This window comes from Dysgonomonas mossii (assembly GCF_004569505.1).
Classification (GTDB): Bacteria; Bacteroidota; Bacteroidia; order Bacteroidales; family Dysgonomonadaceae; genus Dysgonomonas.
In genome coordinates, this window is the sequence record NZ_SPPK01000006.1 from 148,136 (window position 1) to 160,882 (window position 12,747).

Annotated in this window: 9 protein-coding genes; 1 reads left to right on the top strand and 8 read right to left on the bottom strand. The window is 35.3% G+C overall.

Annotated elements, in window-relative coordinates; translation table 11 throughout:
* Window positions 1-22 precede the first annotated feature (22 nt).
* From E4T88_RS15815 to E4T88_RS15850, 8 genes are all read right to left on the bottom strand, one after another.
* The gene (locus tag E4T88_RS15815; protein WP_135107136.1) at window positions 23-1,945 is read right to left on the bottom strand and encodes a heavy metal translocating P-type ATPase; all 1,923 of its coding nucleotides are present in this window, start codon (window positions 1,943-1,945) and stop codon (window positions 23-25) included.
* A gap of 12 nt (window positions 1,946-1,957) precedes the next feature.
* Window positions 1,958-2,182 carry a winged helix-turn-helix domain-containing protein gene (locus E4T88_RS15820; RefSeq protein WP_050702666.1) on the bottom strand — a complete coding sequence of 75 codons (225 nt, stop codon included), beginning with the start codon at window positions 2,180-2,182 and terminating at the stop codon, window positions 1,958-1,960.
* A 26-nt stretch (window positions 2,183-2,208) separates the two neighbouring features.
* The gene (locus tag E4T88_RS15825) at window positions 2,209-2,550 is read right to left on the bottom strand and encodes a P-II family nitrogen regulator (RefSeq protein WP_050702667.1); all 342 of its coding nucleotides are present in this window, start codon (window positions 2,548-2,550) and stop codon (window positions 2,209-2,211) included.
* Between the two features lie 30 nt (window positions 2,551-2,580).
* On the bottom strand, window positions 2,581-3,777 hold the full coding sequence (locus E4T88_RS15830; protein ID WP_135107138.1) for an efflux RND transporter periplasmic adaptor subunit: 1,197 nt from the start codon (window positions 3,775-3,777) through the stop codon (window positions 2,581-2,583).
* A gap of 9 nt (window positions 3,778-3,786) precedes the next feature.
* On the bottom strand, window positions 3,787-5,040 hold the full coding sequence (locus tag E4T88_RS18110; RefSeq protein ID WP_135107140.1) for a TolC family protein: 1,254 nt from the start codon (window positions 5,038-5,040) through the stop codon (window positions 3,787-3,789).
* Window positions 5,037-8,156 (bottom strand): efflux RND transporter permease subunit, encoded by a 3,120-nt coding sequence (locus E4T88_RS15840; RefSeq protein ID WP_135107142.1) that lies wholly within the window; start codon window positions 8,154-8,156, stop codon window positions 5,037-5,039. The genes E4T88_RS18110 and E4T88_RS15840 overlap by 4 nt, the downstream gene beginning before the upstream one ends.
* An 84-nt stretch (window positions 8,157-8,240) precedes the next feature.
* The gene (locus tag E4T88_RS15845; protein WP_135107144.1) at window positions 8,241-8,558 is read right to left on the bottom strand and encodes a DUF6660 family protein; all 318 of its coding nucleotides are present in this window, start codon (window positions 8,556-8,558) and stop codon (window positions 8,241-8,243) included.
* Between the two features lie 129 nt (window positions 8,559-8,687).
* Window positions 8,688-9,113 carry a Fur family transcriptional regulator gene (locus E4T88_RS15850; protein WP_050702670.1) on the bottom strand — a complete coding sequence of 142 codons (426 nt, stop codon included), beginning with the start codon at window positions 9,111-9,113 and terminating at the stop codon, window positions 8,688-8,690.
* Between the two features lie 181 nt (window positions 9,114-9,294).
* Here E4T88_RS15850 and E4T88_RS15855 point away from each other — a divergent pair.
* On the top strand, window positions 9,295-12,747 hold a 3,453-nt coding region (locus tag E4T88_RS15855; RefSeq protein ID WP_228093975.1), incomplete at its 3' end, for a DUF7149 domain-containing protein.

The window sequence follows — 12,747 nt, forward strand, 5'->3', positions numbered from 1 at the left end:
AATAGTGTTAGTTACAAGACTTTCAGAACCTCATTTTTAATATTCTAACAGCATTTAGTATTGCTAGCAGAGAGACTCCAACATCAGCAAAGACCGCTTCCCACATGGTTGCCAAACCAAAACTACCTAAAATAAGTACGATCAGTTTAACCGAAAATGCCAATATTATATTCTGTACAACCACTTGTCTTGTGACTTTAGCTATTTTAATCGAAGTTGCTATTTTGGATGGTTGATCTGTCTGAATAATTACATCGGCCACTTCGATAGCAGCATCACTCCCCATTCCGCCCATTGCTATTCCAACATCACTTAATGCCAGTGAAGGAGCATCATTTATACCATCTCCGACAAAAGCAATCACATTATTCCTATCAGTTTTCAATTCTTCTATATGACGAACCTTATCTTCAGGTAAGAGGTCTCCATAAGCATTGTCAATACCAAGGCTGGATGCAACATTATTCGTTATGGAAGATTTATCCCCACTCAACATTACAACTTGTTTGATTCCGGATAAATGCATATCTGAAATAGCAGTCTGTGCATCATCTTTTACCTCATCCGCTATTGTTATATAGCCCACATATTCTCCGTTAATAGCTGCAATCACGATAGTCTCAACTATAAATTCAATTGTTCTGTCATAGGAGATATTAAATTTCTGCATCAACTTAGCATTGCCCACCAATACTTCTTCTCCATTTACGATCCCTTTAAGTCCATGCCCTGATATTTCTTCCACATCTGTAGCTGTATAATTATCTGAAATCTTTGCAAATTGAACAATTGCTCTAGCAATGGGATGATTTGAGAATTTCTCCATGGCAGCAACAATAGCGACAAATTCCTCTTGCTTATCTTCATCGACCGACGCAACTTTCTGCACATTGAACACACCTTTGGTCAAAGTACCTGTTTTATCCATCACGACTGTATTGACTTTAGTCATTAAATCGAGATAGTTAGCTCCCTTGAAGAGTATGCCTGCTTTAGAAGCTGCTCCGATTCCGCCGAAATAGCCTAAGGGTATGGAGATAACCAATGCACACGGACAGGAGATTACCAAGAATACCAATGCACGGGATAACCATTCGCTAAATATATAGTCGCTCACCACAAAATAAGGAATGACTGTTATAAAGAGAGCTAACAGGAATACAATCGGAGTATATATTTTGGCAAACTTGCGAATTAATAACTCTGTTTTTGCTTTTCGGGAAGTTGCATCTTGCACCATTTCTAGGATTCTGGCAAGAGAGCTATCCTGATACTTTTTAGCAACCTTTATTTCAATCACTTTATCAAGATTCAACATTCCTGCTAGTACGCTTTCGCTGGCTGAAATAGTTTTCGGTTTGCTTTCCCCTGTTAATGCTGCTGTATTAAAGCTTGCTGATGATGTAAGCATTATTCCATCCAAAGGGACTTTCTCTCCGGCTTTTACCTGAATAACTTCGTCAATTTCTACTTCTTCAGGAGATATTGTTTGATATGAATCATTTCTATAAACAGTTGCTGTGTCAGGACGTACATCAAGCAATGCCTTAATGTTTCTTTTGGCTCTATTCACAGCCGAATCTTGAAACAATTCTCCAATCGTATAAAATACCATTACAGCTACTCCTTCGGGATATTCGCCTATAATGAAAGCTCCAAGTGTAGCCATTCCCATAAGGGTAAACTCAGTGAAGAAATCCTTTTCCTTGATCGTTTCAACGGCTTCCCTAAAAACGGGAAAGGCAACTGGGATGTAAGCTATAATATACAACCCTAAACGAAGATAGCCGTTAAATATATCTGGAATAAAATTATCCATCGCAATACCAACAAGTAGCATAAGTAAACTTATTGAAACCGGGATATATTGCTTCCAGTTATTTTCAAACATCTGCGACTCGGTAGAGTCGCAAGATGTGCATTTATAATTATTCTCTGTATTCATTGCTATAAGTATTTAATAATACATTTCACTCGTAGAGCTATTCAACTCAAGATAGAGTATTTCATTTTTGTAAATGAACTGGATCTTATTCTCTCGAGATAACCATCCTAATGCCAAACATATGTTTTTATCATTATATCCGGTCAGTTCTCCTATTTGTCTTATGGATAACGCTCCTTCATTAGACAATAATTGCCATATTACTCCGGCATTTATTCCAATATCATTTTTCAACATCTTGACTCTATTAAAAAATTTAATAACTAATCAAGAAGCCACCTGTCATCAGGCAATCCGGTTCTGACTCTGATTGCTCTTTCAACATCAGAGACATAGATTATACCGTCTCCAGAATTTCCTGTTTTACCATATGTTGATATTATCGTAATTATTCTATCCACATCATCATTGTTACACACAATCTCAATCTTCGCAACTTTACTATTGGTAAGTGCAAAATTCATGGATAAAGAAGCATCTTCACTTTTTAAATGCCCTGTGCCTTCAGCCATTGAAACAGTAAGATTTGGAAATCCTGCATCTAGTAGTTCTCTTAGAATATCATTAACCTTAAACGGTTTAATAAAAGCTTTTATCTCTTTCATGTGATTTTATTATTTAATGTTTCAAAAAGATTAATGACCATGTTCACCATGATCTGTACTCATCGATGCTAAATAAAATGCATTGGCTTTAACGATAGTCACACCCTCTTCCAGTTTATTTACCGGAGTTATCTGTGTATATCCTAGTTCGCTTATACCTGTTAATACCTCAATCCTTTCAAAATGATAAGTTTTTGTACCTTCTTCATTAGCTTCTTTCTCTAACACAAATATGTATTTCTTTCCTTCATTGCTAATAATAGCATCATTGGGTACAGCATCAGTTTTTTGTTTTCCAACATTAATCAATCCCGTTACATACATACCCGGAATTAATTTAATATCTGTCTTACCTTTTATATTTGCATGAACGATAATTGCCTTGGTATCCCCTTCGAAAGACTTGTTGATTTCATAAATCTCACCTTTGAGATTAACACCGGGTTGGTTGGTGAGGGTAATATCCACTTCCTGTCCGGTTCTTACCATATTAATATCTTTTTCAAAGACTTTAACATCGCAGTGTATACCTGCATTATCGGTAATACTCATTAGTGGAGTTTGCATATCGACATAACTTCCGGTACTGATATTGATTTTGCTGACAGTTCCTGAAATAGGAGTTTTTATCGGAATTTGAGTAACCATATTACCTGAAGAAACCTGTTCGGGGCTAATGGATAATTGTCTTAGCTGCTTTTCCAAACCTGTTAGCTGCGCTTTAGTTATCTCGTAATTAGCTGTTGCCTGTTGCAAAGTTTTTTCAACCCCTGCACCTTGAGTCGATAAATCTTTTTGTCTCCTGTATTCTTGATCGGCAATCAACGCCTCTTTTTTAGTTGTCAGATAATTTTTTTGCAACTCCACTATTTCCGTATTTTCGAGATAGGCTACAGCTTGTCCGGCACTCACGGCTCGACCTTCAATCACCATTACCTGTTTGATGATCCCTCCTAACAAAGAGGTTACCTCCGCTTTTTTCTGTGGATCCAAGGCCATTTCGCCATTTACTCGAATAATACTATTTAAGTCTCTCTGTTCAATTTTGCCAAGTTGAATATCCACAGCTTTCATTTGTGATTCGGTTAGCTCTACTTCTACCGATTCGCCACCATGAGATTCTTCTGTACCTTCTTTTTCTTTTTCTGCCTCATTTTTAGGCTTCTGTCCACATGACCCTAAAAATATAAGAGACAAAGCAATTATCGCTATATATATTGTTTTCATAATTTTTTGTTATTTATTTCCTTGCAGGTAGTTTAACATAATGATTGTTTGATTGTAGTCATTGATAGCATTTGCATATAGTAAATGTATCTCTACTGCGGTTTTTAAATTCTGGATATACTCGACATAATCTATTTCTCCTTTTTCATATGAAACCTGTGATATGCGTGTTATATCTTCTGCTTGTTTGCTGCCACGAAGTGAATAATAGTCCAAAGCATTTTTAGCCTTGGTATATTCATTCAGATAAGTCTGATAATTCTTACGCATAGTAAGCATAACCTCTTCCTGCTGAACCCTTGCTATTTCGACTTCTTTTTTAGCAGCTTTTGTTTTGGCTCTTTGTTCTCCAAAAAACAGAGGAACACTTATTCCTACTTCAAAACCCATGAAATTACCTTTGTCAAAATGTTCTCTTTGTAAATCATATGGATTAAATCCTTTGATAAGAAACTGGTTTTTCAATGCAAAATTGAAACTGGGCAGATATCCTTGTTTAATCACACTGAGGTTCCTTTCGCTTATGATCTTTTTATTAGCATAAACCTCTCCAAGTGGAGTTTGCTCTGGATTAAAATCATTAAAGGGATAGGCTGCATCCAAAACAGTCAAAGTAGGCTCAACAGGTTCGACTGCCTCATCCGTATTCATCCAGCGTTGTAAGATTAGTTGTATGCTCTGATAATTCTTTTCAGCCTTTTGTAACTCAATTCTGTTTTCATTATAGAGTCGTTCAGCATTCATCTGTTCCAAACGTCCTGTTTCCCCTGATTTCAACTTTGCATTGGCGAGGAATAAGAATTTACCATAAATACTGTCCTGTTCCTGTAATATTTTGATATTTTCCTTTGCATAAAGCAATTGATAATATGTTGCTGATATTTCTTTTACAAGTTCATTGCGTGTAACGTCCAAATTACTTCGTTCCAGATTCGTTTCGGCTTTCAATAAGCCTCTGCGAGAACCATACACTGTAGGGAACTCAAAACTTTGGCTTAATGATATGCTATTATCAGGACTTCCTCCTGATGTTGGGTCCTGACTTAACGAAAAGCCTGTTTTATCAATATTAAAAGCAGTTCCTTGTAAGTCTTTTGCTCTTTCAATTGAGATACGACCCGACTTCATGGTCAGGTTGTTATCTATCGCCGATTGAATGCATTCCTCCAATGATTTTGTTGTGTTTTGCCCAAATAAAGCTGGAGCTAAAACAACAGTCATTGTTATGAATACAATAGTCGATATTATTCTTTTTGTTTTCATTCCTGTTTATTTTTAGTAAATGTTTTATAGATAGAAGGTAACACAACCAATGTTAGAGCCGTTGCCGTTAATAGTCCTCCTATTACCACTGTTGCGAGAGGTCTTTGCACTTCGGCTCCATCGCCTGTAGATAATGCCATTGGCAGGAATCCTAATGATGCGACAAGCGCAGTCATGATGACGGGACGTAAACGAAGCATACACCCTTCGATTACTCTCTCACGAATATTTGTCATTCCTTCTTTTTCAAATATGTTGAATTGCCCAATCAGAACAATACCATTCAATACTGCTACGCCGAACAAAGCAATAAACCCGACACCTGCTGAAATACTGAAAGGCATGTCACGTAACCATAGAGCCCAGATACCTCCAATAGCCGAAAGTGGTATAGCAGAGAATACAAACAAGGACTCTTTTACACTTTTCAATGTGGCATATAGAAGAAAGAGTATTAATAACAATGCTAATGGAACGGCAACCATCAATCTGTCTTTTGCTTCTTTCAGATTTTGAAATTGTCCTCCGTATGTATAATAATATCCTGCCGGTAGTTTGAATTCTTTGTCTAATATATTCTGAATATCAAACACAGTGCTTTGGACATCACGTCCTCTGACATTAAATCCGACATAAATTCGTCTCTCCCCATTTTCGCGTGTTACCTGTGCAGGCGCATCTTCATATTTAATTTCAGCTACCTGAGAAAGAGGGATTGTTCCTCCTGAAGAAAGGGGCAGATATAGATTTTCTAATGAAGAGATATTATTTCTCAGATCATTATCCATTCTTAATACCAAATCAAATCTACGGTCTTCCTCAAACACATATCCAGCCTCATTTCCGGCAAATGCTGTTTTAAGTACCATATTGGCATCTTTGACTGATATACCATATTTCGCTAATTGATCTCGATTATAAGTAACCTGAACCTGAGGTAATCCGGTAACTTTTTCAACAAACGGATCGCTCACTCCATCTACTTTTTTTATCAAAGAGGCTATCTTATTGGCAGATGCGCTAAGTACTTCCAGGTCATTCCCATAAATTTTAATGGCTACATCCTGTTTAATACCTGTCACTAACTCATTGGTTCGCATTTGTATCGGCTGTGTCATTTCCACTCCTAATCCGGGTATCTCTCCGATAGCTTTTTCCATCTTTTCCATCAGCTCCTCTTTGGTTTTGGCTGATGTCCATTCTTTTTTAGGAATTAAAGCAATCATCATATCCGCTCGTTCAATAGGCATCGGATCAGTAGGGATTTCAGCACTACCAATACGGCTTACGGCTTGTTTTACTTCAGGAAACTGTTCTTTGAGTATTTTTTCAGCTTGAGAACAGCTTTTAATCATCTGTGACAAGGACGTTCCCTGAGCCATACTTATTTCTGCCGCAAAGTCGCCTTCTTCGAGATTAGGTATAAATTCGCCCCCCATTCTATTAAACATGAATACACTGACTGCAAATAGTGCAACCATACTTATGATTAGAGTTTTGCTCCAATTCAAGCTTTTGGTTATAATAGGACGATAGAAATTGTTAAGCTTATCCATTAGCTTATCTGAGATATTCCGCTTGTGCTCAGTTTTCTTACTTAAAAACAATGCACTTGCCATAGGCACATAAGTTAGAGATAGAATAAATGCACCCAATATGGCAAAGAACACTGTCATAGCCATTGGCTTGAACATCTTACCTTCTATACCGACCAAAGTGAAAAGTGGAATATAAACAATCATGATAATGATTTCTCCAAATGCTGCACTATTCCTTATTTTAGAAGCTGAATCAAATACTTCCTGATCCATTTCTGCCTGTGTCAGCAACCTCCCTTTATATCGGTCTTTCATGACTCCTATATGATGACAGACGGCCTCGACAATGATGACCGCCCCATCCACAATCAATCCGAAGTCGATAGCTCCGAGGCTCATCAGGTTTCCACTTACACCAAACACACGCATCATACCAAATGCAAACAGCATAGATAGTGGTATTACGGAAGCTACTACCAATCCGGCTCTGTAATTTCCTAAGAAAAGTACAAGAATGAAGATAACGATCAATCCTCCCTCTATCAGGTTTTTGGTAATAGTATTCGTTACTCTGTCTACCAATTGTGTCCTGTCAATAAACGGCTCAATAATGACTCCCTCCGGTAAGCTCTTTTGTACCTGAGCCATACGCTCTTTTACATTTTTTATTACCTCTTGAAAGTTTTCACCCTTCAACATCAGGGTAATACCTGCAACAACTTCTCCGTCTCCATTTCGGGTTACAGCACCATAGCGTGTTGCATTTCCATACTGTACTTTTGCTACATCCCGAACAAGGATAGGAGTACCATTGACTGTTTTAATCGGTATTTTTTCTATATCTTCCAAAGACTTGACAATACCTAACCCTCGTATGAAATACTGATTACTGTATTGTTCAATGTAGCTCCCTCCTGTATTTTCGTTATTGTTTTCAAGTGCAGTATACAATTCAGGGATTGTTATATTTACAGCATTGAGTTTATCCGCATTAATGGCTATCTCGTATTGTTTTACAAAACCTCCCCAGCCACTTATCTCTGCTACACCTTCTGTACCTGAGAGTTGCTTTCTAACGATCCAATCCTGCATGGTACGCAAGTCAGATATACTGTATTTATCCTCATAGCCTTCTTTTGCCCGTATTGTATAGTGATAGATCTCTCCTAATCCGGTAGATATAGGAGCTAAACTAATCTTACCTACTCCTTGAGGAATAACTTCCTCCGCTTCTTTTAGTTGCTGGTCTACCTGCTGACGTGCCCAGTAAATGTCAGCATCTTCTTTAAATACAATGGTTATAACGGATAAGCCACTTCGGCTGATACTTCTTCTTTCTATAACTTTGGGAATATTGGCTAAAGCCATCTCTAAGGGAGTAGTAATAAACTGCTCCACTTCCTGTGCTCCTAAGGATGGAGCCTGAGTAATGACCTGCACCTGATTATTGGTGATATCAGGGGTAGAGTCGAATGGTAATTGAGACAGGGAATAAGTCCCCCAAATAATGAGGGCTACAGTCATGACTCCAATTACCAATTTATTCTCTATCGAGAATTTAATCAGTTTTTGAAACATAATTTGAATATTAAAATATAACAATAGGATTGTACGATACATCTACCTTTAGACGTATCAAATTGGATACAAGAATGTTATATTTTAAGCCTTAGGAGGTCTCCAAAGACTATCCAGATGAGATGAAGTTTGGTTTTCATTATAAATAGCAATCTTCTTGACCGGAGTACTATCTATATTTCGCAGGTCAAAGCTGTTTTTTGCTATAAAATTGGGATTGTGAAAGCTGGAACATGCGCAAAACGGAGTACATATTTCCTGAGCAGAATCGCTTTCACTATGAGCTGTTGAAACTTGTTCTGTCTTATCTTGTAAAGAATCTATAGTCTGTATATTGCAATTGCATGGAAGCAAGGCAAGACACAGAAAATAAATACTTATTATAAAGACAAATGGTCTCATTTTGTTTTTCTTTATGCTACAAATATAAAAATAAATTCATGCAACTCAGTTGCAGATTTCTATTATTTGTTAAAAAGAGGTTTAAAATCGATCTATATATTATTAAAAGAGAGACATAGAGAGCAAATATTATGAATTAATAAGCCTATTGCATTGACCGCAATATCCCTTAATTACAAGGTTTACACTTTCTATTTGCATAATGGGTGATAATTGAAATCTTGGAATAGATATATTATCCAGACAGAATGCCTTTTTACAATAATTACAATAAAAATGAGCGTGCATATCTTCAATACTACAGTGGCAATCTCTACTGCATACAGAATACTTAACAGAACCAGAGCCATCATCAAAGCTATGTATTAATTGATGTTCATGAAATAAATGTATTGTTCTTGATATTGTAGATTTATCTACGGTATCAAGTTGAGATTCTAAATCTGACAAACTAAATGCTCTGTTAAATTCAAGCATAGCTTTTAGTACCAGTATGCGAATAGCTGTTGGCTTTATATCCCGCTCTTCTAATAGATTTACAAAAGAGTTACTCATAATCCAATATTTTTAGAGTAGAGTTTATAAAGTTATATCTTTTATTGAAAAAACTCCTCCTATTTCTGGCTTTAGTCTTCACATGCTCTCATTACATATTTCTAAACAAAAAGGATACTTTACATTTTATATGTTATATTTTTGTGTTTAATAAAAACGTATCTATATATCATACAATATTATGAAAACTCCTAAACAAGCTTTAAATCCAGCATTTTTAAAACAAAAACCGGATCGCAAAGAAATAGAATTGTTTAAACAAGAGTTTATTTCTCTGTTGGATAAAATAAACGATACTGAATCGGAGGAGTTTCATAAAAACCTAATTATAGATTTCCTAAATTCCGTTTACTATAAAAACAATCACTATATTAATACATATGGTAGAACAGATTTAGTTATTCATAACGAGAAAGATACTAAATCACCTGTTGGTGTCTTGATAGAAGTAAAGAAGCCAACTAACAAGAGTGAAATGATCAGCAAAGAAAACCTCAATGCTAAAGCATTTCAAGAATTGGTTCTTTATTATCTCAGAGAACGTAAGGCAAACAAGAATCTAGAACTACGATATTTAATTATTACGAATATCAACGAGTGGTTTATTTTTGATGCTCAAGACTTCAAAAAACTATTCTATGATGATAAGAAATTTGTAGACTTATTTGAACAATTCCAAAATAAACGTTCGGATGATTCATCTACAAACCACTTTTACAAGGAGATCGCATCGCCTCAAATAGAGAAAGTGAAAGATCAAATCCCATATACTCATTTTGATATTAGGGATTATGATAAAATTATGCGTAATAAGGATAAGGAGGACGATAGAAAACTAATTGCTCTTTATAAGTTTTTATCTCCGATTCATTTACTCAAACTATCCTTTGCTAAAGATTATAATGAGTTAAACAAAGAGTTTTATGCAGAGCTTTTACATATACTTGGCTTAGAAGAGGTCAAAGAAAAGTCTCAAAAATTTATTGTTCGAAAGTCTCAAGGAAAAAGGGATAATGGTTCAATTATTGAAAATGCGATAAACGAATTAGATGCTATGGATAAATTATCTATGCTATCTAACATAAAACAATATGGAAACACCTATGAGGACCAATTATATAATGTAGCTCTAGACTTAAGCATTACGTGGGTCAATCGAGTCCTGTTTTTAAAATTGCTAGAAGCTCAAATTATTAAATATCACGACGGGAATAAAAAATATTCTTTTCTTTCAACTGATAAAATTGAAGGGTATGATGATTTAAATAGTTTATTCTTTCAAATATTAGCTCGCAAAGAAGACGAGCGGCGAGATGGAAATTTAAAAGAAAAATTCTCTCATGTTCCATATCTGAATAGCTCTCTTTTCGAACCAACGGAATTAGAGGGTTATACTATTGCGATTAGCGGACTTCAAGATAAAGCAAAAATAGAATTATACTCTAAATCTGTATTGAAGATTAAAGGACAAGTTGATAAGAGGCTTACTCCTTTAGAATACTTATTGAAATTTCTTGATGCCTATGATTTTAGCAGTGAAAGTTCAGAAGATATACAAGAGGAAGATAAAGCATTGATATCAGCGTCTGTTCTTGGATTGATCTTTGAAAAAATAAACGGATACAAAGATGGCTCTTTCTTTACTCCAAGCTTTGTTACTATGTTTATGTGTAGGGATACTATAACTCGCACTGTTATACAAAAATTTAATGAGACTAAAGGTTGGGAATGCAAAACAATCATAGATCTACATAATAAAATCTCAGATATAAAAGAAGCGAATGAGATATTCAATTCTATTCGGTTGTGTGATCCAGCTGTCGGATCAGGTCATTTTTTAGTTTCAAGTCTAAATGAAATGATCTATTTAAAATCAGAACTCGGTATTCTTACGGATAGAGAAGGAAAATTATTAAGAGGCTATAAGATTAGTGTAGAGAATGATGAGTTGATAGTCAGCGATAATGAATATGGTATATTCAAGTACAACCCTCACCATCACGAGAGTCAGCGTGTACAAGAAACATTATTTCATGAGAAGCAAACCATAATTGAAAACTGCCTATTTGGCGTTGACCTTAATCCAAATTCTGTAAAGATCTGTCAACTTCGTCTATGGATCGAACTTTTGAAACATACCTATTACATAACTAAGACCAATAGATTAGAAACTCTACCTAATATTGATATTAATATCAAATGTGGAAATTCACTAATTAGTCGTTTCGGCTTAGACGAAAATTTAAAACCAATTCTTCGAGGGCTGAATATCTCAATTTCAGAATATAAAGAGGCTGTTAATAATTATAGGAATGCTCACAATAAGCAAGATAAAAAACGTTTAGAACAATTTATCAAAGAGATTAAAACTAATCTAAAAACTGAAATTAGCAAAAACGATAAGAATAGTAAGTCCTTGTTTAAAGCAAAAAAAGAATTATCCGATTTAACAGCACCAGATTTATTTGAGCGAACACCCAAGGAGAAAAAAGCTTTACAAAAGAAAATAGATTTAGCTCAAAAAGCTGTTGGGAAATACTCTGCTATTATTGAAGAAATCAAGAACAATAAAATATTTCAAAATGCATTTGAATGGCGTATCGAATTTCCAGAAGTGTTAAATGAGGATGGTGACTTTATTGGATTTGATGCTATTATTGGTAACCCTCCTTATATCCAACTTCAATCAATGGGAGAGATAACCGATATCTATAAAAAGATGGAGTTTGAAACTTTCGAACGTACAGGAGATATCTATTGCTTATTTTATGAATTGGGGAATAATATTCTTCGACAAAATTATTTCTTATCATTTATTACTTCGAATAAATGGATGCGTGCTGGATATGGGGAAAGTATGCGCAGATATTTTGTGGAGCAAACGAACCCAGTCTTATTGATTGATTTTGCGGGTATAAAGGTGTTTGATGAAGCTACTGTGGATGTAAATATCATGACTTTTCAGAAAGCAAATAATCAGCATAATACAGAGAGTTGTCTAATTAAAGGCTTCAATTCTGATACAATGAAATTGAGCGATTATATTAATCAATCAGCTACTATCTCTTCATTTGGAGAAAGTGCAATTTCTTCGTTTGTTATATTGTCTGATATAGAGAAGCGTATAAAAGAAAAGATAGAAAGAGTCGGTACTCCTCTGAAAGAATGGGATATAAATATCTACCGAGGTATTCTTACAGGATATAATGAAGCATTTATTATTAATGGAGAGAAGAAGGCAGAATTAGTCGCCAAATCATCAAAAAACGCCGAAATTATACGCCCGATTCTTCGTGGCAGAGACATAAAACGATATGGATATGAGTTTGCTGATTTATGGTTGATATGCACATTTCCATCTCTTAATATTGACATAGAAGAGTATCCTGCAGTCAAAGAACATTTATTATCCTATGGATACGATAGATTGAAGCAAGCTGGAGAGAACGGTTCTCGTAAAAAAACGAATAATAAGTGGTTTGAGACGCAAGATAGCATAAGTTATTGGGACGATTTCTCTAAGCAAAAAATAGGTTGGGGAAACCTCAGTCTGAATAGCCAATTTACATTAATAGATGAAGGTTATTATATTAATGCTCCCTCTGCTTTTTTTTGTTCAAATGATTTATATTTA

Coding starts and splice junctions, on each gene's coding strand:
- E4T88_RS18110 (WP_135107140.1), bottom strand. CDS start 5,040: ATGAAAACAAAAAGAATAATATCGACTATTGTATTCATAACAATGACT.
- E4T88_RS15850 (WP_050702670.1), bottom strand. CDS start 9,113: ATGAGTAACTCTTTTGTAAATCTATTAGAAGAGCGGGATATAAAGCCA.
- E4T88_RS15830 (WP_135107138.1), bottom strand. CDS start 3,777: ATGAAAACAATATATATAGCGATAATTGCTTTGTCTCTTATATTTTTA.
- E4T88_RS15840 (WP_135107142.1), bottom strand. CDS start 8,156: ATGTTTCAAAAACTGATTAAATTCTCGATAGAGAATAAATTGGTAATT.
- E4T88_RS15815 (WP_135107136.1), bottom strand. CDS start 1,945: ATGAATACAGAGAATAATTATAAATGCACATCTTGCGACTCTACCGAG.
- E4T88_RS15845 (WP_135107144.1), bottom strand. CDS start 8,558: ATGAGACCATTTGTCTTTATAATAAGTATTTATTTTCTGTGTCTTGCC.
- E4T88_RS15820 (WP_050702666.1), bottom strand. CDS start 2,182: ATGTTGAAAAATGATATTGGAATAAATGCCGGAGTAATATGGCAATTA.
- E4T88_RS15825 (WP_050702667.1), bottom strand. CDS start 2,550: ATGAAAGAGATAAAAGCTTTTATTAAACCGTTTAAGGTTAATGATATT.